The organism is Streptomyces sp. NBC_00354 (assembly GCF_036106915.1).
Taxonomy (GTDB): Bacteria; Actinomycetota; Actinomycetes; order Streptomycetales; family Streptomycetaceae; genus Streptomyces.
The window spans coordinates 1-20,195 of the sequence record NZ_CP107984.1; the positions used below are offsets into that span (position 1 = coordinate 1).

The 20,195-nt window shown below is 67.6% G+C and carries 17 protein-coding genes and 1 pseudogene; 8 read left to right on the top strand and 10 right to left on the bottom strand.

The genetic code is table 11. The annotated features are described in order from the left end of the window. The 3 genes from OHT74_RS40965 to OHT74_RS40975 form a co-directional block, all read right to left on the bottom strand. Positions 1–738, bottom strand: a 738-nt coding sequence (locus OHT74_RS40965) for a hypothetical protein (RefSeq protein WP_328618802.1), incomplete at its 3' end; no start/stop codon positions are given. A 232-nt stretch (positions 739–970) separates the two neighbouring features. Continuing rightward, the gene (locus OHT74_RS40970) at positions 971–1,975 is read right to left on the bottom strand and encodes a DUF932 domain-containing protein (RefSeq protein WP_328618803.1); all 1,005 of its coding nucleotides are present in this window, start codon (positions 1,973–1,975) and stop codon (positions 971–973) included. A gap of 215 nt (positions 1,976–2,190) precedes the next feature. Beyond that, on the bottom strand, positions 2,191–2,634 hold the full coding sequence (locus OHT74_RS40975; protein WP_328618804.1) for a hypothetical protein: 444 nt from the start codon (positions 2,632–2,634) through the stop codon (positions 2,191–2,193). Positions 2,635–2,741: 107 nt separating this feature from the next. Between OHT74_RS40975 and OHT74_RS40980 the strand changes: the two genes are divergently transcribed. After that, positions 2,742–3,017, top strand: a complete 276-nt coding sequence (locus OHT74_RS40980) for a hypothetical protein (RefSeq protein WP_328618805.1) — start codon at positions 2,742–2,744, stop codon at positions 3,015–3,017. A 671-nt stretch (positions 3,018–3,688) separates the two neighbouring features. On the opposite strand, the gene OHT74_RS40985 is transcribed toward OHT74_RS40980, so the two are convergent. Beyond that, positions 3,689–4,384, bottom strand: coding sequence for a hypothetical protein (locus OHT74_RS40985; RefSeq protein WP_328618806.1), 696 nt, complete (start codon positions 4,382–4,384; stop codon positions 3,689–3,691). A gap of 1,593 nt (positions 4,385–5,977) precedes the next feature. Here OHT74_RS40985 and OHT74_RS40990 point away from each other — a divergent pair. The 4 genes from OHT74_RS40990 (at position 5,978) to OHT74_RS41005 (ending at position 10,103) form a co-directional block, all read left to right on the top strand. Further along, a complete protein-coding gene (locus OHT74_RS40990) occupies positions 5,978–6,745 on the top strand; it encodes a transposase (protein WP_328618807.1) in 768 nt (255 codons plus the stop codon). 186 nt (positions 6,746–6,931) lie between these two features. Beyond that, the gene (locus tag OHT74_RS40995) at positions 6,932–8,005 is read left to right on the top strand and encodes a DNA polymerase III subunit beta family protein (protein ID WP_328618808.1); all 1,074 of its coding nucleotides are present in this window, start codon (positions 6,932–6,934) and stop codon (positions 8,003–8,005) included. A 40-nt stretch (positions 8,006–8,045) separates the two neighbouring features. Further along, positions 8,046–8,699: a hypothetical protein gene (locus OHT74_RS41000; RefSeq protein WP_328618809.1), complete on the top strand. Its 654-nt coding sequence runs from the start codon at positions 8,046–8,048 to the stop codon at positions 8,697–8,699. Between the two features lie 234 nt (positions 8,700–8,933). Further along, positions 8,934–10,103, top strand: a complete 1,170-nt coding sequence (locus OHT74_RS41005; RefSeq protein ID WP_328618810.1) for an IS630 family transposase — start codon at positions 8,934–8,936, stop codon at positions 10,101–10,103. Positions 10,104–11,111: 1,008 nt separating this feature from the next. Here the strand turns inward: OHT74_RS41005 and OHT74_RS41010 are convergent. From OHT74_RS41010 to OHT74_RS41020, 3 genes are all read right to left on the bottom strand, one after another. Next, positions 11,112–11,786 (bottom strand): hypothetical protein, encoded by a 675-nt coding sequence (locus OHT74_RS41010; protein WP_328618811.1) that lies wholly within the window; start codon positions 11,784–11,786, stop codon positions 11,112–11,114. 637 nt (positions 11,787–12,423) lie between these two features. After that, positions 12,424–13,233 (bottom strand): alpha/beta fold hydrolase, encoded by an 810-nt coding sequence (locus tag OHT74_RS41015; protein WP_328618812.1) that lies wholly within the window; start codon positions 13,231–13,233, stop codon positions 12,424–12,426. A gap of 138 nt (positions 13,234–13,371) precedes the next feature. Further along, the gene (locus OHT74_RS41020; protein ID WP_328618813.1) at positions 13,372–14,040 is read right to left on the bottom strand and encodes a DUF4097 family beta strand repeat-containing protein; all 669 of its coding nucleotides are present in this window, start codon (positions 14,038–14,040) and stop codon (positions 13,372–13,374) included. A 323-nt stretch (positions 14,041–14,363) separates the two neighbouring features. On the opposite strand from OHT74_RS41020, the gene OHT74_RS41025 reads away from it, so the two are divergent. After that, positions 14,364–14,564, top strand: a complete 201-nt coding sequence (locus OHT74_RS41025; protein ID WP_328623514.1) for a hypothetical protein — start codon at positions 14,364–14,366, stop codon at positions 14,562–14,564. 115 nt (positions 14,565–14,679) lie between these two features. Here the strand turns inward: OHT74_RS41025 and OHT74_RS41030 are convergent. Beyond that, positions 14,680–15,335: pseudogene (locus tag OHT74_RS41030) on the bottom strand (transposase); the annotation flags it as partial. Between the two features lie 176 nt (positions 15,336–15,511). Here OHT74_RS41030 and OHT74_RS41035 point away from each other — a divergent pair. After that, on the top strand, positions 15,512–16,036 hold the full coding sequence (locus OHT74_RS41035) for a GNAT family N-acetyltransferase (protein WP_328623515.1): 525 nt from the start codon (positions 15,512–15,514) through the stop codon (positions 16,034–16,036). 144 nt (positions 16,037–16,180) lie between these two features. Here OHT74_RS41035 and OHT74_RS41040 read toward each other — a convergent pair whose 3' ends face one another. Next, positions 16,181–17,155 (bottom strand): helix-turn-helix transcriptional regulator, encoded by a 975-nt coding sequence (locus OHT74_RS41040; protein ID WP_328623516.1) that lies wholly within the window; start codon positions 17,153–17,155, stop codon positions 16,181–16,183. A 135-nt stretch (positions 17,156–17,290) separates the two neighbouring features. Between OHT74_RS41040 and OHT74_RS41045 the strand changes: the two genes are divergently transcribed. Continuing rightward, complete coding sequence (locus OHT74_RS41045) at positions 17,291–17,686, top strand: RidA family protein (protein ID WP_328623649.1); 396 nt, start codon at positions 17,291–17,293, stop codon at positions 17,684–17,686. Positions 17,687–18,783: 1,097 nt separating this feature from the next. Here OHT74_RS41045 and OHT74_RS41050 read toward each other — a convergent pair. Then, positions 18,784–20,121 (bottom strand): AAA family ATPase, encoded by a 1,338-nt coding sequence (locus OHT74_RS41050; RefSeq protein WP_328623517.1) that lies wholly within the window; start codon positions 20,119–20,121, stop codon positions 18,784–18,786. Positions 20,122–20,195 lie beyond the last annotated feature (74 nt).

Sequence of the window (20,195 nt, forward strand, 5' to 3'; positions counted from 1 at the left end):
GCGCCGATCCGCTCCCGGGTCCAGCTGCATCACGACGGGGTCGCTGCCGTCTGACGGGATGACACCGCGCTTGCCGCCGTCTCGGGAGGACCAACCAGGGGTCCACTGCGAGACGATCCCGCTGATCGTGCGGCCCGACGCAGGGTCCTGCCAGATGACCCAGCTGCCGGGGACGTAGCTGCCCGTAGCAGGCTGGGGTGCTGTCCCCTTCCGGCGGTCGCGTTGCCAGGCCTTGCGGACTTTGGCTGGGGTGTCCGGGCAGACCGCGTGCCGGACGGTCTTCGCGGAGCGCGGGATGCGGTTGTGGGCGTCCGCGACGACGTCGGCGGCCCTCTGGGGCAGCTCGGTGGCGAATGCCTGCCTGACGGCCTGGTGGTCGGTTCCGCTGGCGCACACGGTGACGGTCCATTCGCCTTGCACGAGGAAGATGGTCGGCTCGTCCTGCCAGCGGACGGGCCAGAAGGCAGGGCCCTCGGCATCGATCCGGGCCAGTGCTTCGCGGGCCATCTCCCGGTTGATGTAGGCGTGAGCCTGGTCGGTTGCCGTACGGCGGGTCTGGCGGATGGCCGCAGCCCTCCATGCCTCCTCCGACTTGTACAGGTGCGCTGATTCTGCCGGCATGGCCTCGTTCTCGATCGCCTTCAACAACGGATCCACCCACGCCTTCACCCGCAGTTGGATGGTCCGTTCCAGATTGTGGGACTGCCCGGCGCGGGCCCAGAGGTCCGTCCAGCTCACGGGGCGGACCCTCGCCGGAAGGTGGGTGATCTGCCCGGACTCCGAAATCCGCGCCGACAGCCTGAGGGTGCTCACTGTCCGGCTTTCCGTGTCATCCGTGTAGGTCATGAGAGGTCCTCCGGGAAGTGGGATGCGGTGCGATGTCATGTCCGCTCCGGTGAGGCGGGCGTGCAGGGGGGGGCGGGAGGTTTCTCCCGCCCCCCCTGGGCGGTTGTGCCGGGGCGGGCGCGGGTCAGACGGCGATCAGGTGGAAGGCGCGTTCCATCACGTCGTCGGCGGTGCCGGAGATCACGCGCTCAGCGCGGGCGGCGCTCTTCAGGTCCGGGCTGGCACCGCGTGCGGGGGCGATGTGGTTGGCGTACTCGGTGATCGCGTTGTATCCCGCCCACGCGGTGCCCCGGATGCCCGCCTGCGTGTCGGCCTGCTCGAACAGGTTGCGGATGGTGTACCAACGGGACTCTTGGTTGTTCTTCTTGCGGGTGCTGTCGGCGTCGGCGACGGGCCACAGCTTGTCGACGACCGTGCGCAGCATGGGAGTGGTCATCTCTGCGTCGAGCATGCGCTGTGCGGCCTTCTCGAACTCCTCGGCGTACTTGAAGGTGAGTCCCAGGGCCTGGCGGGCCTGTGCGATGCGGCCGCGTGCTCCGGAGGTGTGGCGGACGGTGTAGCTGCTCTTTGCGTTCCGCAGTCCGGCGCGCAGCGTGTTCGCGCAGACCACCCGCACAGGTGTGACGACGATGCGGAATGCGCTGCTGCCGTCGTGGCTGTTGAAAGCCGCGATGTACAGGTCCACGTTGTCACTGGCGCCGATGGTCATCGTTTGGGGCAGCTTCATGGTCAGGAACACCTGTCGGCCCTCTCGCAGGGATCCGGCCGTCTCGAAGTGCGCGCCGGACTCGTCTGCCAGGAAGTTGAGAAACTCGGCGTGCTCCTCGTTCTGGACGGGCGTGTAGTCGGGGCCGACAACTCCGAGGGTTTCGGGGCGCCCGGTCTTGGGATGCGTACGGACGCTCGCCCGGTGATTCGGCACGTCCAGAAGCGTCGTGCCCTCTGCCGTCAGCTCGGTGGCGTGCAGGCCGACCAAACGGACGTTCCAACCGTCCAGGGCCGCCAAACGCATAGCGTCCTCGGCGGTCAGCGCGTCGGCGGTCACCGTTCCCAGCTTGTGCCAGGCGCTCTCACGAGCGCTGACGAACGCGGCCGTACCGTCACTGAACTGCTCGATTTCGTGTGCCACGAAAGTTTCTCCTTCTTGTGGGGTGCTCTACGCCTGCGGCGGGGGTGCCACTCCCCCGCCGCAGGCGGGCTGTGGTCAGTCGTTCGAGGTGTTCGCGTACGCGGGGATCACGGCCCGCACCTTGTCAGCGTCGATGCAGCCGGGGGGCCGGTACGGGGAAGGGGTTCACGGGTCGGGACGGTCGGCCGCCGGGTTCGGCGGCCGACCGGGGCCGCTCAGGCCAAGGCGGGGGCGTCCACGAAGCTGACCGCCGGGGGAAGCGGGTCGGACAGGTCGCGGTCCTCGGCAATGCAGTAGGCAATGTGGCTCTGCGCGGCCGTGGCCGGGAAAGCGGCGAGGTCACTGACCATCCAGGACATGAACCTCACCCCGCCGTCCGGGCCCATCGTGCGTGTGGCCAACATGGCGTTGACGCCCGTCGCCGTCGTGGCCAGAAGGAGCGCGGCGAACACGACCGGGTCGTTCTCGTCGTCCTCGCTCAGCACTGGCCCGTCGATGATGCACTCGGCCTCGATGCACTCGACGTCCTCGGTCGCAAGAACCACGGTGAGGTGGTGGACACCCTCACCGGCGACGCGGGCAAGCGACCGCAGCAGGACCATGGAACGGCGCGCGAGCTCTCGCGCGGCGAGAACGTCATGGGAAGGGAAGTTGAACATGGGCGTGCCCTCTTCTCGGGTGTTCCGCGGTGGGGCCTGCGGAGACGGGTGCCACTCCCGATCCCGCAGGGTGGGACAGGGTCGGCCGGGCAGGGGCCCGGCCGACCGTGACGCCTGTCAGCGGGCTGCGCGGGAATGTGCAGGCTGCGCATCAGCACGCGCTTGGTGGTCAGGTGACGCTCGATGAGCTGGAGCACCTGGTCCTGCGTGAGGCCCTCTGCGAAGGCTGCGCAGGTGTGGGGGATAGCGCCGGTCAGTACGACCGGGCCGCAGAGGGTGTGCGGGGTGTTGAGCAACCGCTGAGCGCTGCGGTTGACCTGGACGTCCTCCCAGAGCGCGTTGTCGTCCGACCAGGCGGTCAGGGTGTCGTCGATCCGCTTTGAGCCCATCCGGGCCGTCTGGGGGATGCCTTCACGGCCGGTCAGTTCGTGGGGCTCAGTGGAGGGGGTCCAGTCGGTGAGGACGAAACTGCCGTCGTTGTGCACGATCAGGGCGAAGGGCTTGGTGTCCGTGGTCACAGCTCTCCCTGGGTTCGCAGGTTCGGGGGTTCTTCGGTGCTGGTGGGGTCTTGCCACATCCCCTCACCAACAAGAGAATTCTACCGCAATCTAACGTCATTTGGGGGCGGGAACGCCTTCACAGCCCGCCCCGAAAGAGTGATGTATTCGCAGGTCGCAGGGGGTTTACAGCCAGGCGGGGGGCGGGCATTGCGGGGCTGGTGTCGGCTGGACCCGGAGCGCGAAGCGCGGAGGGCAAGGGGTGTGGTGGCGGGTGGAAAAGGCAGGGGTATTCTGCGCGCGCAGCGCGCACCCCTGCCTTTTCCACCCGCCACCACACCCCGCAGCGCGGGCGGTCGTGAGGGCACGGCCGGCGCAGCGCAGCGGAGCCGGTCGGGACCTCACGACCGCCCGCGGCCAAGGGGGTGGGCGGCGAAGCCGCTCACCCCCGGGCCGGCGCCGGACCCGCAACGCCCGCCCCCCGCCTGGCTGAAATGCCTTGAGGGGGCCACAGCCGGACAGCTGCGGCCCCCTCAAGGGCAAGTCGGGGTCGGGTGCTAGGAGGCCTCGTAGAGCTCCTGAGCGGCCTTCAGCGCTGCCCGGCGGACCGCCGGCGGATAGCCGAGGCGCTCAGCAGCCCCTTCGGCATCGAGACCCGCTTCGGTGCGCATCAGCGCGACGATGCGCACCGCGCGCTCCTGCTGCAGGTGCCGCTGGGCGGCAGGGGTCGAAATGCCGAGGACTTCAACGGCGTGCGACGCGGTCACCGCGGGGTTGGCGTCGAGGAGTTCGGCAATGCGGCCGGGCAGCAGGTCCCGGGGGACCATGTCACCCGATCCCTTCGGCCGACCGCTGGGAGCGCTCATGGCGCCGCGGCCGGCCGCGTACGCGAGCACCGCAGCGCGCGGCCAGTGCTCGACCCCGCCCACGACGACGACATGGCCGGCAAGGCCAGGGTCGGTCTTGTAGCTGTCCACGCTGCGCGGCTTCACATCGAGCAGGAGCGCCGCCTCACGGCGGTCGAGGAGGTCCTCCTCGCGGTCGACCGCCGGGATGACCGGTTGCGGCCGGCCGTCGCGGTGAGCCTCCACCTGCTCCAGGTCCCACAAGAGGACAAGTGCGCCTTCGGCGCTGACCGGCAGCGGAAAGTCAGCAGCCGTATGCGGCTTCGTGCGCTCGAAGCTGGACCACTTCAGCCCGAGGACGTTGGCAAGCTCACGGCGCCCCACCGCGGTTCGTCCAGCACGGATCACGACTTCCGACCTCCCGATAGGCGAGACGTGCAGGGCACGCCAATACACTCGGATCCGCCAGGGCGGTGATCACGCATGCGTGAAAAAAGGTACCGCATCCGAGCGGCATGGTGTGCCGATGGATTGCCCGAGCGCTATGCTCGGCCCTGAGACGCATGTGGGTTTCTCCCAAGGTGTGTTCTTCGGTAGGCCGGCGCCCTTGCCACCCGCCCTCGGCGGAAGTGGGCGTCGGCCACATCTCTTTCACCCACCCCCCGGCCTTTTACCCCGGTCTCTCCCCTTCCGCTCCACCCCGCCCAAATCGCCGCCCTTCCCGTGCTCACCTCCCAGCCCCAGTCACACCTGCCTACAGCGACCCCATCAACACCCCTCAACCCCAAGCCCAAGCACAACCGAGCCAGCCAGAACAGACCCCAACGCCTCCGAACTCCCCCACCCCCTCAACCCCCTATAAGAAATGTCTGACTGGTCACCACCGCCGAGACCGGCGCTGACCAGCAAAAATGCAAGGCCCTCAGCGGAGTGGTTTCCCCCTAAGACTCCCCCTCGCGCTCCCCCTCATGGACCCCCCTCAGATTCCCCCTCGCTGTCCCCCTCAGTCGCCCGGCCCTTCCGCGCTGAACCAGGCTGCGCAGCCCATCCATTCGGCTGAGCACCTGCTGCGGCCTCGACATCGGCCCTCGCCTTTTAAGCCTCTATCGCAGTACACGTCCGCAGGGTGTGAGTGAGGTTGCATGATGGTAAAGATAGGCAGAAACTGAGGCTGGGTACCTCCGTTACGGTTAAGCCATTCCATCTCATATGCGACCAGCGTACGGCCGGCCCCTCGCCCATCTTCTTTCCCGGCTGTCCAGAGTAGCGTCGCACTTGTGGAATTAGCACAACAGCATATCGGGCAGAAAGGGGAATGAAATGCACTGCAGGCGATGTCTTGTTACATTTGGCGCGCCCCTCCTCGCGTCGCTGGCGATTTCCGGAAGTTTCACGGCCCATGCCTCAGCACCCAGGCAGGCGGCAGAGGTTGCGTCGATGCCAAGCGTTTGCAGGCTTATCCAAATAGACAGCCCCGGGTACGACTCCCCCTACCATCAGGGGTGCATCGCGGGATTCAGGCCTGGCAAGGTCGCAGGCGAGCGTGACGGCATGGCGTGTCACCCAGCCAATCCCAACCCAGGGTTGAGGCCTCCGGGGGCAGGTGACTACGCAGACGGCTTCACAGACCGCTATCGGGCGTCCTACACGTATGCGTACAAGGAGGCGTTCAAGCAGGCGAAATGCAGCGAAGAAACCGCCCCGACCGCCCCAACCGGACAGTCCTATGACTACAAGAAGGGATTTGCTGCGGGCCAAAAAGCGGGTAGCGAGCGTACCGACAACTGCCCCCAGCCCACCGGAAAGTTGATTGTACCTAGGGAGGGAGGAGCGGAATTCAGGCGAGGCTGGAACGCTGGATGGGCCGCGGCGACAAGTTGCGTCAGGTGATCTTCCAAACCAGGCAGCCATACTCGTCAGTCCGCGCTGAGTCGAAGACTTGCTTACTGAAAAACTAAGGCTTGTCCCGTAACTGCTGGTCACAGGTGAGATGATCTTGGTGTGGCTGGTGTGATCACGGCGTCGGAGCCGTCTTGGATAGCCCCGTTCACGGGGCTGAGTCCGCGCTGTTTCGGGAAGCTGGTGACCGTGTTGCGGCGCGAGGGTGCGGACGCGGTCCGCAAGGGCCGGCCGTGGAGCCTTCCGCTGGAGGACCGTGCTCTGCTCGTGGCGGCGTACTGGCGCACGAACTTGACGATGCGCCAGCTCGCTCCGCTGTTCGGGGTCTCGAAGTCGGCGGCGGACCGGATCGTCGACCACCTCGGGCCGATGCTCGCCCTGCAGCCCCGCAAGCGGTTCGCCAAGGACACCGTGCTGATCGTGGACGGCACCCTGGTGCCCACCCGCGACCACGCCGTGGCAGAGCAGTCCAAGAACTACCGATATTCCACGAACCACCAGATCGTCATCGACGCCGACACCCGCCTGGTCGTCGTGGTCGGCCGGCCGCCCGCCGGCAACCGCAACGACTGCAAGGCCTGGGAGGAATCCGGCGCCAAAGCCGCCGTCGGCAGAACACTCACGATCGCCGACGGCGGCTATCCCGGCACCGGACTCGTCATGCCCCACCGCCGCCGCAAAGGCGAAGACCTGCCCGACTGGAAGCAGGCGCACAACAAGTCCCACAAACAGGTCCGCGCCCGCATCGAGCACACCTTCGCCCGCATGAAGACCTGGAAGATCCTCCGCGACTGCCGACTCAAAGGCGACGGAGTCCACCACGCCATGCTCGGCATCGCCCGCCTGCACAACCTCGCCCTCGCCGGATAGGCCAGCAGATCGCGACCGACCCTGCCCAGGGCGACTCAAAGATCATTTACGGGACAAGCCTTAGTGGTCGAGTTTGGAAGTCCTTCGGGGGTTGACGCTGAGGAAGCTCCCGTGCCTGGTGGTGGCGTGGAACGCGCCGAGGGGCGAGTTGACCTTCAAGTTGGATGAAGGTCAACAATCGGGTCCATGGACGGCACCACGGAACTACTGAGCATCAGCGCTTTCGCGCGGCGAGTGGGTCTCGCTTCGAGCGCCCTGCGTTTCTACGACGACTGCCGCGTTCTGCGGCCAGCGTGGGTTGACGGGGCGACCGGATACCGCTTCTACAGCCCTGCTCAGGAGGCCCGTGCCGCTCTCCTGCGCAGTCTGCGAGAAGCGGGACTGCCGCTGGCCGAGGTCACCGTGGTACTCGATGGGCCCGAGCGTGAGGGCCGAGAGGTGTTGGAGCGGCACCTGGAGAGGATGCGGGACCAGACTCAGACCGCCAAGGCCGCCATCGCGGTGGCTCTGCGTTCCCTCTCGACTGCCGACAGTACGACGGAAGCGCGGATCGGCGGCGTGGAGTTGGCCAGTGCAGTACGCCAGGTGGTGCCGGCCGCGGCTTCCGACGGGGAACACCCTGCGCTGGGTTGCGTCCTCATCGAATTCGAAGACGGCGAGGTTCGTCTGGTGGCCACCGATCGCTATCGCCTGTCGATGCGCGTCCTGAGGCTAGCGGCACTCGACGGAGGGCCCCGCCGTCTGCTGGTGCACGCGGCTGACCTGATCGAGTTCGGTCAATGGGCAGCGCGAGTCCACCAGGTCACCATCCAGGTCGGACCGGACGGGGCCCGAGCACGCAGTACGTCAGAGTCCCGTGTCCTGGTGACGACCGATGACCTGTTCCCTGCCTACCGCGAGATGCTCTCGGCTCTGGCCCCGCCCGAACACCGCGTGATCGTGGATCGCCTGGCCCTGCGTGACGCGGTCAACAGCCACGCAGACGCTACACACCTCGCCTTGAGCTTCGCCGGCGACGAGCTGGTCGTCTCTCTCGCCGATCACTCCAACGCCGTCACCCTGCCTGCGATCTGCCATGGAGACCTGCCCCAGCGGATCGGGTTCGACCCTGCCGTCCTGGCTCCCGCTCTGGAGGCCAGTGTCGGGCCCGACGTTCTGCTGGAGATCTCCGCCGTAGACCGGCCTGTCGTGGTGCGTTCCGCAGACCAGGGCAGCTTCACCACGCTGGTCATGCCCGTCTCCCTCAGCACCTCCAGCTGATTCTTCCTCAACACCGCACCTTCATCACCCCAGGAGAACCGTGACCGACCCCCAGAACATCGTCGTGCAGCTGTGCGTGCAGGGTATGCAGGCCGAGACCGAAGGACGAGATGCCCGAGCGCGGGACCTCTTTCTCCAAGCGTGGGAAGCGGCTGAGGACGACTACGACGCCTGCATCGCCGCGCACTACCTCGCCCGGCACCAGCCAACCCCGCAGGAGACCCTGCGCTGGAACCAGGAGTGCCTGAACCGGGCCGACAAGGTCGGCGACGACCGTGTCCGCGGCTTCTACGCTTCACTTCACGGCAACATGGCCCGCGCCCACCGGGACCTGGGCCAGATCGACCAAGCCCGCGAACACTTCGAGTACGCAGCGAAGCACATCGACGACGTCCCAGCAGGCCCCCACCAGCAATGGCTCCGCTACCGCATCGCGGCAGGACTGCGTGCCACCGCCCCGGCCGCACCACAGCAGCACGAAGACCCGGTCGGCGAACTCCTCACCAAGCTCTGCGCCCGCACGGACCTCGAAGCCCTGAGTCTGCTGCTGCCTCCGTACATGGGCAGCCTCGGCACACCTGAGGACGAGGAGAGCATCACCGCCGCCCTGCGCATGCTCCATGCCGAGCGTCGCCTTCCCGACGAGGAGCAGACCGCCCTCAGCCACGCAATCAAGGTGCGGTTCGCTGTGTGAGCACCCGATCCTCGGTGACACGCGCGTAGGCAACCGGCCGCCTTCCTCGGTGCCGATGGACCTTCAACGATCACGCCGGCCCTCCGACCTCGCGGTCGGTGGGCCGTCATACGTGCCAGTCACTACCCGCTCCTCCTACCTCCCCGAACGTCCAACGAGGTGGCAGGAAGAGCGGGGGACAGTCGAAATCGCTCACGCTTATCGGCCTGCCGCAGGATCCAGGGGGACAGGCACTTGTCCATACGCGCTGCCGTGGCGGTGGTGCTGACCGCCTCCGAGCGCCACCGACTGAAGAAGATGGCTTACGGTCATAAGACTCCTCACCAAGCCCGGCAGCGTGCAGCAGTCGTCCTCCTGGCAGCACGTGGCTGGGGTAATGGCAGGATCGCCGCCGAGACCCACCTGCACGTGGACACGGTCCGGACCTGGCGCGGCCGGTTCGCTCATGGCGGGCTGCCAGCCCTGGCCGACCGCAAGCGCTCAGGGCGCCCCGCCCGTTTCACTCCCGTGCAGGTTGCCGAGGCCAAGGCGCTGGCCTGCCAGTTACCCGCCGAGACCGGCGTACCGCTGTCGCGCTGGTCCTGCCCTGAGCTGGCCGCCGAGCTGACCGCGCGCGGGATCACCAACACCGTGTCCGCGTCCACGGTGCGCCGCTGGCTGCGCGAGGACGCGCTCAAGCCCTGGCAGAACCGGTCCTGGATCTTCATCCGTGACCCGGACTTCCGTGCCAAGGCCCAGCGTGTCCTGGACCTGTACGCCCGCACGTTCGACGGTGTCCCGCTGGGCGAGGACGAGTACGTCGTCTCCAGCGACGAGAAGACCTCCGTCCAGGCCCGCTGCCGCTGCCATCCGACCCTGGCCCCAGGCCGGGCCCGGGCGATGCGCGTCAACCATGAGTACGGTCGCGGCGGTGCGCTGGCCTACCTGGCCGCCTACGACGTCCACCGCGCGAAAGTCTTCGGCCGCTGCGAGCCGAAGACCGGAATCGTCCCCTTCATGAACCTGGTCACCCAGGTCATGACGACCGAGCCCTACGCGAGCGCCAGACGCGTCTTCTGGATCGTCGACAACGGCTCCTCCCACCGGGGGAAGAAGGCCATAGACCGTCTGACCAAGGCGTTTCCGAACGCGGTCATGGTCCACACCCCTATACACGCCTCCTGGACGAACCAGATCGAGATCTTCTTCTCGATCGTCCAGCGCAAGGTCGTCCGACCCAACGACTTCACGGACCTGACTCAGGTCCGGAACCGGCTCCGAGCGTTCGAAGACCGCTACAACGCCACGGCACAGCCGTTCCAATGGAGGTTCACCACCTCCGACCTGGACGATCTACTGGCCCGGCTCGACCGACACACATCCGCCGACCGACAAGAAGAATCCTCCGTCGCCCTGGCAGCCTGATCAACCCCCGAAGGACTTCCAGCGCCGACCACTAAGCAGGCGATCTTGCAGTTGGGAAGCCATGGCTCTTTCGGGAACCAGCTGGCGCGTTTGACCTGGGCAGTAGCCTCTGCCAACCACGACTGTGAACGAAGCCAAGCGACCAACATCGACCCAGCGTCCCTATCGCGTGGCCGCCGCAGCTTCACCGGGCAGGTGAATCCGGTACAAGCGGAGGTACGAGTGGGCAGGGTCGGCCCATGCGAGCACACCGGTTCTCGAAATCGGCCGGGAGCCAGCCATGGTGGAGCAGTCGGGGATGAGCTGTGAAACGTGCTCGCGCGGCCAGGACGAAGAGTAGAGAGGCCCACGGAGTGTGAAACCGCAGAGTGCAGTGGCCTCCCTGATTGGTGCGGAGCGCGATCTGAAAGTCCTCAGGCCCGACCAGATCGATGCTGTCCGTCACGCCAGTCCAGTACAGGGAAACAGGGGCGTGCGGATGGCCGAAGTAAGCGCCTTGATCAGTAACCGTGAGTTCCCCACTCCCGTCCAGGACCCAGCGAGGCTGCGCAGCGGCTGCTGCTGCACGGCGGCGTGAGGCATTTCCGAGAGCAGACCCCAGCATGCTGCCGATGACAAATGACGGACGGCCGACAGCAACCACGTTCGTGTGCTGGTAGCTGCCGTTCCCCCGGGCGCGCCAAGTCAGCCGCTGAGCTGGCCCCACCGCCAGGACGCGCTCATTCGGAGCAAGCCGCGCGTAAGTAGCGAGACGTGGGCGCCTCTGTAACCTGCCACTCACTAGATCCGCGAGGATGTCGCACGTATGCCACAGGTGTTCGTCCAGGTAGGTCCAGGATTGCTCGCCGTGGGGTAAAGCCCTCGGATGATCCACACACTCCCCCTCGACCGCGCTCCGGCGCCACCGTCTCCCTGGCCAGACAGTATCCGGCCCGAGGCGCCCTCTTCGCATCAACCACATGAGAAGGACGGCCGGGGAACGATCACGCTGCAGTTGGGGAAAGATCTTCAGTCCTCTTCGGAGCTGCTCATCGTCAGCACCTGGCAGGACACAGTGATGCCGGAACCAGGGGGCGTGATCTCCCGGGCGGGGACCGCCAGGGTCGCACCTTCGGCGTCCGCCGCGCCGCCCAGCATCTTCCTACGGGCGCCATCGGGGTCCTTGAACTGGCCGTACATCCCGGAGAAGACCAGGGCACCCTGTCCCTTCGGGGAGTTGGAGGTGTACTGGCCGACGACCGGCTTCGGATTGCGGATCTTCGAGTCGTAGCTGCCCTTCAGGGCTTTCTTTCCCTCGGTGTCCGACAGGTCCTGGACCAGCTCGTACTTGCCGTCCAGCATGGTCTTGGGAACAGTGAGCCGGTACCGGGCCTCGGGGAAGCCGGATCCGCTCGCCAAGGATCCGGCCCCCGCCAGCAGCCTCACGCCGAATCCGAGAACGCCGAGCACCACAAACGAGCCCGCGACGATCCCGATCACCATGCCCGTCCGCTTCTTGCGCGGCGAGCCCATCGGGGGCTGGCCCCACACACCCTGACCGGGATACGGCTGCGGCGGGTAGGGGTGACCCGGGTACTGCTGCTGGTACGGGTGGGGTGAGGACTGCGGGGCGTGCAGCTGTCCACCGTACGGATTCGGGGGCTGCGAAGACCCGTAAGGGCCAGGGGGCTGCGACATGCTCATGCCCGAACGCTACGTCAGCCCCGCATGCCGGAGCCGACCCAGGGTGCGCCGGTCGTAGGGTTCACTGGGTGAGTGACATCTATGAGCTGATGATTGCCGTCGATTTGAGGGACGAGATATCCGAGCAGGAGCTCGCCGAGCTGAGCTGGCATCTGGGGACCGGGCCCCAACCTGAGCGCCTGTCCATCGTCACCGAGTTCCCGGTCGTAGTGGTGGACGACTCTGGGGTCCCGGAGATTGAGGACGACCCCTATCCGCTGCTGGCCGGGGACGGCACAGCCTGGCGGGTGGGTGGTGTGCTCTGCTCGGCACTGACCCGTCGCGCGGACCTGCCGTGGAAGGGCTGGTCGCTGACGTCCCGCCAGGAGATCCACCCCGACGAGTTCGAGAAGGTCGGCGAGCTGCTCTGCTGGCTGGCCGCAAGGGCTCACGAAACGCACCAACTCGGGGATAGCGCAGTCGGGATCGGATCCCTCAGGTTCTATGAAGACGAGGCTCCGGATGCACTTCAGGTCAAGAGCCAGGCAGGTCAACTGGCCGACCTGAAGATTGGTGAGGAGCCTCCTCCAAGCCGTCGCGCGCCGGGCGGCAGTGCTCAGAAACGCCAAACCACCACCAGGACACCAGCGTGGTTGGCTCAGCCGACCTTGTGGTGTTCGCGGATGGCGACGATCTCGCGTACCGCGTCGGCGACGGCTCGGAAGTCCTTGCGCAGGATCTTGGAGTGGTTGCTGACGACCTTCGCGCTGACCCGGATGTTCGGGTTACGGGCGACCACCGGGTCGAGGTTGGCGCGGATCCGTTCCATCAGCTTCGGGTCGCCGCCGAGGTTGCCGCCGGTGGCGAGCACGTACCGGGCCGGCACGGTCACACGGTCGAAGACCGGGTTGAGGGCGGCGGGCGTGCAGAGCTCGTTGATCTCGATGTTGATCTCGGCGTGTTGCGCGGCGCTCATCCGCGCGGCCAGGCCGAGCGGGCGGGCGATCGGGAACAGCGGGCTCATCTTGCGGAACAGCTTGCGGATCTGTTCGCGGGCGGCGTCGTCGAGCCACTCGTGCGGCATGGCGCCGTCCACGGACACCACCCCCGCGACGCGGTCCGGGTTCCGGGCGGCCCAGTGCACGGCGAGCATGGCGCCGTAGGACCAGCCCACCAGGATCGGCCGTTCCACGCCCCTGGCCGTGAGGACGGCGTCGAGGTCGCGCAGGCACGCCTCGAACGAATAGTCCGTGGCGCGCTTCGACTTGCCGCGGGCGCGCTCGTCGTAGGTGATGTGCCGGTAGTCGCTGCCGAGGGCGCTGATGACGCGCCGCCAGTGCGACTGGTCGGCGTAGGAGCCGTTGAGGTAGACCACGGGGCGGCCAGAACCGCCGGTATCGGTCACGGCCAGTGCGGTGTCATCGATCGACACCATGCCGGTCCAGGCGGACTGCTTGATGGAGTTCATGGCTTGCCTCTACTTCCGGGGTCAGAGGTGAATCACAGCGGTGGACTGACAGTGATGTCCGAACAGGGAGTGCGGCGCCGCGTACTTCGGGGCTCTCCTCGGCCTCTTCGGGCCGGGTGACTGCTCAGGGGCTGCGGGTCAGATGCTGCGGGCGGTGATGTCGCCGTAGGCGGTGGTGGCGTGGATGTTCAGGGCGGTGGTGCCCTCGGTGTTCTTGAGGGAGTTGTGGATGCGGCCGTAGGAGGTGCCGGCGTCCAGGGCGGCGGAGACTCCGGCGGCGGCGCCGACCGAGATGTTGCCGTGCTCGGTGCGCAGCCGGACCGTGCCGCGCACGGCCTCGGCGATGGTCAGGTTGCCCTTCTGGGTGCTGATCTCCGCGGGGCCGCCCAGGCGGCCGACCGAGACGTCACCGGCGAGGAGGCTGAGGTGGGCGCTTGCGGCCTCGTCGAGGTTGACGGAGGCCTGGGCGCCCTCGAAGGTGACGTCGCCGAGGCGTCCGACACCGTGGAACTCGGCACCGGCCGCCTTCGCCTCGATACGCGAGCCGGCGGGCAGCTGGACGGTCACCTCGACCGAGCCGGAGTTGCCCAGGGTGCGGTTCTTCGCCGGTGCGGCCTGGATGCGCAGGACGCCGTCGGCGTATCCGACCGTGATCTGCTCCGCGGCCGTCACGTCACGGCCGCTCGAGGCGTTCGCCGGCAGGACCTCGACCGCGGTGTCCGTGCGGTCGGCGGCGACGAAGCGGATGCGGCCCGCGGGGATGTCCAGGACGGCGGCGATCGGGGCGGGGGTGTCGAACTTCTGCATGGTGCTTTCCTTCGGCTCGTTGTTTCCGATGAAGGAAAAGCTACGTTGCGTTCAGAGATTCTTCAACATGTTCGTTGCGTATGAATGGTGTTTGCGCAGGTCAGACTCGGCAAATTGTTGCAATGGGTTACAAATTAATGCAACGAGAACGCCTTCTGCGTTGCAATCAACTGGGAGTGAAGGCTATGCCGGAGGCATTGCGAGCGGGCTGCGGAAGGGGGCTGGGTGGCGTGCCTGGTCGTCAGCGCCGAACTCGCGCGCGCAACAGTTCCCGTACTTCCGCGACGCCCTCCCCGTGATCGAACTTGGTGTCGAGGCGCTGCGTGTCCTCGGAGGACGGCTCCGCCCACAGCGGCGGCGACCGTCGGGGCGTCCCGGGGAGCCGGATCGGCCGGCGTCTCCACAAGATCGGGATCAGGTCTCGGCAGGACCGCTCCACCGCACTGTTAGACCTTGCCGCCGAACTGCCCGCCGCCATGCTCGCCAGGGTGCTCGGCGTCCACATCCAAGTCGCCATCTGGTAGCAGAAGGCATCAGCCGGCGACCGGGGCGCCTACGCAGCCGAAGTCAGCCGGCGCACGACCTCGTGAGCGCACGCGAATCCCGACGCCGGAGACGGTGGCTGGTCGAGAGCAGTGGCCGGGCCAGGCGCTTCTCGCGGCGGTCCAGCTCGGCAAGCAGATCGGTGTCCTTGCCGTCGATGCCGAAGGTGCGGTCCTCTGCGGTGTCGGCGGCCTCGGCGTCCGCGAGCAGGGCGGCGGCCTGGGCCTCCAGAGCGGCGATCTCGGCCTCGATCCGCTCCTCCTTGCCGACCAGGCGGCCGTAGCTCATCGCTTTGTACTTGGAGGCGTTCGCTTCAAGCTTGGTGCCGTCCAGAGCGACGCGGCCCATCTCGACCACGCCGAGCCTCTGCGCGAGGTGCAGAGACTGGGTGAACAGGTCCGCGAGGGCGTCCAGGTGGCGGCGGCGGAACCGCGAGATCGAGCGGAAGTCCGGGGCCTGGTCGGCGGCCAGGAACCGGAACGCGACGTCGTCGGCGCACTTGCGCTCGATCGCCCGCGATGAGCGAACCCGGTGGTGTAGCCGTAGATCAGCAGACGCAGCATCAGCCGCGGGTCGTAGGGCGGGTAGCCGCGCTTCTCGGTGCAGTCGGCCAGGACCGGCCCCAGGTCCAGCACGTCGTCGACCAGGTCGGCGACGAAACGGGCGAGGTGGTCCTGGGGCAGTCAGTCGTCCAGCGACGGGGGCAACAGCAGGACCTGGTGCGGGTCGAACGCCCTGAACCGCTTGTCCACCCCCACCGGACGTCCCTGCGGCTGCTGCTTTTCCACCGGCTCGACCTCGAACAGCCCGTCCCCACCGCGCATGCCGTGGTCCTTCCGTCCCTACGATCATCAACCGGAGGCGGGGCGCTGTCCGGTCGGATAATCCAAGTGCGGTCTGGTCGCCCCGCGTGATACTCCTCCCCGCCATGAGCGATCTTCTGACAGCACGGCTCGTGCTTCATCCGATGACCGTCAGCGAGGCTGAGCAAGTGGTGGCGGGCGAGTCGGATGGCGGTGCCCGATGGGCGCCCGGGTACCCCACCGATGGGGACGTGTCCGCCGCCAGGCGCTTCCTGGACACCTGCGCGAACACCGGTGATCCCCAGCCGTTCGGTAACTATGAGATCCGTCGCCGCGAGGACGGTCAGGCGATCGGCGGCCTGGGCTTCCACGGACCTGCCGACGAGAACGGCAGCGTCACGATCGGCTACGGCCTCATCCCGTCAGCGCGAGGCAGGGGATACGCCTCCGAATCCCTCCGCGAACTGCTGCTGTTCGCGCGGGCACGCGGCGTCACCTGCGTGAAAGGCGACGCCGACCACGACAACATCGCGTCCCAGCACGTCATGATGGCAGCCGGCATGCGGCCAGCCGGACAAGACGAACGCGTCAGGTACTTCGAGATCGCCTGGACCGACACGACGACGAATACGACTGACCCACGCCCCTAGTTGTTGCGGGCGGGACGTTCGTGACGCTCCGCAACAACCAGGCAGCGCCGCGCGTTGCGCACGTGTCGTTCGGTGCACTTGGCACCTAAGCAGTATGGAGCGGTCCGAATCGCGTCGGCAGCGGCCCGCGTAAGGCGACAACCCTCAGAATGACTCGCCGTAGCATGTGGCGATCGCGGCGGCGCGGTTGCGTAGGGAGGTGCGCAACGACTGCGGGGCCAGGGCTTCCGCGTCCGTGCTGAGCTGCCACAGCGCCCATTCCGCGTGTCGTGAATCTTGGAAGGTCACCTCCAGCCGCAGCCAGCCGTCTGCGTCGGGGTCTTCTGCGCGGACGGCCAGCGCGGTGTCCAGCAGGTCCTCCCGCCGCGCCGGGTTCACCCGTACCCGCACGGTGATGTGGTCGCCGCCGGAGAGAAACTGCGCGGAGCGTTCCCGCCAGATCCGGTCCAGATCGACCCGGTTTGGTCGCTGTGCCGTTTCGGGGAGTTCCTCGGCGGCCAACACCCGCGACAGCCGGTAGGTGCGGTCCGCGCCAGATCTCGTAGCCAGCAAGTACCCCCGGTCGCGTACGGTGACCAAGCCGATCGGGTCCACCGTGCGCCACTGTGGTGTCTGGCCTGTGGCCGCGTAGTGGATGCGCAGCTTGTGCCCGGCGAGCACCGCGCGCCGGACCTCGATCATTGTGGTGTCCGGTACCTCCTCAGTGACCAGCCGGCGTGAGAGCAGGTCGGTCTCCGGGTCGACGAGAAATCGCTGGACCGCGTCGCTCGCGGTGGCCCGGTGGCTTTCGGGCAGCGCGTCGACCACCTTCCGCATGGCGGAAGCAAGCGCCGAGCCGAGGCCGAACACCTGCTCGCCGCGCCCCGATCCGGCGGTCAGCAAGGCAAGGGTCTCGTCGTGGTTCAGACCGGTGAGCTCGGTCCGGAAACCGGGCGACAACGCGAAACCGCCGTGCCGGCCGCGTTCGGCATAGACCGGGACGCCGGCCGCGGACAGCGCCTCGATGTCGCGCAGCACGGTGCGGGTGGATACCTCCAGCTCGCGGGCCAGCGTGTCCGCAGTCAGCCGACCGCGCTGACGCAGCAGCAGCACGAGCGAGACCAACCGGTCGGCGCGCATGCGAGAACTTTATCGGAATACATGACTGAGGATGTCGTGATTTGCTGCGAGGTTCGTTGACACGACGTCGAGCCGGCGACTACCGAGCCGATGGACGTACGTACTCCCCATGAATCGAATGGAGCTGACGTGGCGATGGAACAAATGGCGGTCAACCCGGTGTCGTGGTCGGTGGAGATGGGATTCAACCAGGGTGAGGTCGTCTCCGGGCACACGCGGACCCTGTACATCTCGGGGCAGACCGCGATGAGCGGCGACGGCAAGCCCCAGCATGACGGTGACATGGCGGCGCAGTTGGCGCTGAGCATCGACAACCTGGAGGCCGTGCTCGGCGAGGCCGGCATGTCTCTCGCGAACCTCGTCCGGCTCAACGTCTACACGACCGACGTCGATCTGCTTTTCCAGCACTACGGCGTGCTGGCGGCGCGGTTGGGCACTGCCGGGGTTGCGCCGACCACCACGATGCTCGGGGTGACGCGGCTGGCGATCCCCGGCCAGATGGTCGAGCTCGAGGGGACCGCCGTCGCGTGATGCGACCTCGCCACCTCCGCTGCTCGGGATGGTGACGTACATCGCCCCTGCACCCGACCCCGTCGCGGTCGCGGTCGGCGTCGACGGGTTCCGCCCCGGGACTCTCGTACTCGACCGCCGCTCAGCCGACTGCCCGGACACGTCACCGAGGAAGGCGCAGACCTGCAGCCGACCTATCTGCTCCGGCGGGGCAGTTGGGGAGCGGGGCCGGCATTCGAGGCCACCACGGCTATGTTGCGAGCCGCCGCCGGTGAGCTGCCCGATCAGCCGGTCAGTTCTGTCCCACGGCGCGTAGCAGGGTCGCGTTCGACACAACGTTCCGGGTGCCCGCGTCGACCCCGGGGCGGGGCGTACCACTCCAGGGAGCGGACGGAGGCGGGGCGGGAGCGGGCCGGCAGCACCGGTGCCGGTGGGTGGCCGTTGTTCACCCGGCCAGGAATTATGCTCCTTCAGGAAGTTCCGGGTCCGGAGCGCTCGCGCGGTGTCCTCGCCCCACTTCCGGTACGAGGGGAGCTGCTCGAGCACCTCGAGGTTCGTGCGCCGTACGAGCAGTTCCGCGCTGTCGCTCAGTACTTCGCGGCCGTCCGGTCCGAGGAGGGCCTTCCAGACCTGCTTGGGGTTCCGCTTCTCCTTGCAGCCCTTCATCGTGACATGGCCCTCCAGCGCGGAGGGCGCGGTGTACGGGTACGCCTTCAGGGGTTCGGCTCCGACGACCTGTTCCAGGGCTTTCCGGTCAGCCAGCATCCAGGACTCGGTCATGAGCACCGGAACAAGAGGTACCGAGGCCCCGGCCCGCGCGACCAGTCCCCGCCGCTGCTCCAGCTCGGCGACCAGCTTCAGGCGTTCGTCGCGGGCATCCTCACCACCGTGGACGAAGGCCACGTCACAGTCCCGGGCGAGTTCCTCGGCCGCGCGCAATACCCGCTCCGGCTTGGCGTTCGTGCGTACGCCGGACACTTCGCACCGCAGTACCTCCACGGTCTGCGAGCTGCGTTGCTGGATCAGCCGGTCCAGCTGGCGCTTGACGAGGCTCGCCAGGTAGGGCCCGTCGCTGCCTTCGACGAGCAGCCCGGGTTTCAACGGCCCGTACTTGTACGTCACGAAGCCCCCCGGCCCAGGTTCCTCAGCAGCCTCTCCACGTGCTCCGGTGAGACCGTCTCGCCGGGATCCCACTCCGGATCGAAGGCCCGCAGCGGACGGGCCACGGTTGTGCGGACGACGCTCTGCGTCTGCGGATCCACCCGGTCGGCCTGCTCCATGAAGACGAGGCTGCCGGAGAGGTCGTCGCGGAGCGCTGCCAGCAGGGCCGGGGAGTGCGTGGTGGCGATGAGCTGCCGGTACGGGGTGGCGGCGCGGGCAGAGACGGGGGCGGCGGCGTCCGGTGTCACTCCGGAGCCGCGCCTGAGCCTGCGTACGAGATCGGCGATGTGCTCGGGGTGCAGGCCGTTCTCGATCTCCTCCACGTACATCCCGCCTGGCCAGACCGGGTCCGCGGCAGTGGCGAGCAGGGCCACCATCCGCAGGGTGCCGTCGGAGAGGGCGGGCGGGCTGATCCAGCCCGTGTTGCTGAACCCCACCTCGAAGTCGTATTCCTCCCGGCGCCGGTCGTACAGCGGCCGGATGTCCTGCACTCCGTCGATGAGGGCGGCCAGATCGCCGACGAACCGCCTCCAGTTGCCCGGCGACTCGTCCTTGATGCGGTGCAGGACCGCCGCCAGGTTGCCGCCGTCCGGGGTGGTCCTGCCGGTGGCGAGAGCAGCCGTCGGCGTGCGCAGCGCCTCCGGATCGAGGACGAAGGGGTGCCAGGAGGCGCACTCACGGGCCACCAGTGCGCGCAGCTCGGCGCCCGGCGCCACCGCGAAGTCCTCGGTGTACCTTTCGCCGTCCTCTTCGGCGCCGCCTTCGAAGTCCCCCAGAGCCTGCGGATCCCAGGCGGGGCCGATATTCCCCTTGAAGGCCAGATAGTCCACGTCGTCCGTGCGGGCAAGGAAGGCAGAGCGCGCCTGCGCGATGGCAGACTGCGCTTCCTCATCCAGCCCCACGTTCGTCATCCACCCGGGTTTGACGAGGCTGCTGACCCAGACGGCGCTCGTCCTGTGCACTCCCACCTTGCCGTTCGGCATGCGGCCCACGCTCAGGCGGATACGGACCGGGAGCGGGCCGTCCTGCGAGGCGATCAGTGTTCCGACGGTGATGGCGAGCGTGTGGCCCGGCTCATCGGCGCCCCGGTGGAACAGACTCCCCGGGGACAGCCGGGAGTCTTCGCGGACCGTTGCCTCGAAACCGCGGTCGGCAGTGCCGGCGACCAGGCGCAGCGCATCGAAGAGGTTCGACTTCCCGGCACCGTTCGGGCCCAGCAGGATGAGCGTCGGCGGCACATCGAGGCTGAAGTCGCGGAACGACTTGAAGCCGTCGATCCGAATCTGGGTGATCATCCTCTGGTCTGCTCCTCTGGGCCGTCACGTGCCCTGCCACCCTAGCGTCGAAGACATCACCGGCATGCGAACGG

What these genes read in the sequence shown, in the direction of transcription:
- OHT74_RS41035 (WP_328623515.1), top strand. Translation starts at nt 15,512, where the DNA reads ATGAGCGATCTTCTGACAGCACGGCTCGTGCTTCATCCGATGACCGTC.
- OHT74_RS41010 (WP_328618811.1), bottom strand. Translation starts at nt 11,786, where the DNA reads ATGAGCATGTCGCAGCCCCCTGGCCCTTACGGGTCTTCGCAGCCCCCG.
- OHT74_RS41020 (WP_328618813.1), bottom strand. Translation starts at nt 14,040, where the DNA reads ATGCAGAAGTTCGACACCCCCGCCCCGATCGCCGCCGTCCTGGACATC.
- OHT74_RS41045 (WP_328623649.1), top strand. Translation starts at nt 17,291, where the DNA reads ATGGAACAAATGGCGGTCAACCCGGTGTCGTGGTCGGTGGAGATGGGA.
- OHT74_RS40995 (WP_328618808.1), top strand. Translation starts at nt 6,932, where the DNA reads ATGGACGGCACCACGGAACTACTGAGCATCAGCGCTTTCGCGCGGCGA.
- OHT74_RS41040 (WP_328623516.1), bottom strand. Translation starts at nt 17,155, where the DNA reads ATGCGCGCCGACCGGTTGGTCTCGCTCGTGCTGCTGCTGCGTCAGCGC.
- OHT74_RS41015 (WP_328618812.1), bottom strand. Translation starts at nt 13,233, where the DNA reads ATGAACTCCATCAAGCAGTCCGCCTGGACCGGCATGGTGTCGATCGAT.
- OHT74_RS41050 (WP_328623517.1), bottom strand. Translation starts at nt 20,121, where the DNA reads ATGATCACCCAGATTCGGATCGACGGCTTCAAGTCGTTCCGCGACTTC.
- OHT74_RS40975 (WP_328618804.1), bottom strand. Translation starts at nt 2,634, where the DNA reads ATGTTCAACTTCCCTTCCCATGACGTTCTCGCCGCGCGAGAGCTCGCG.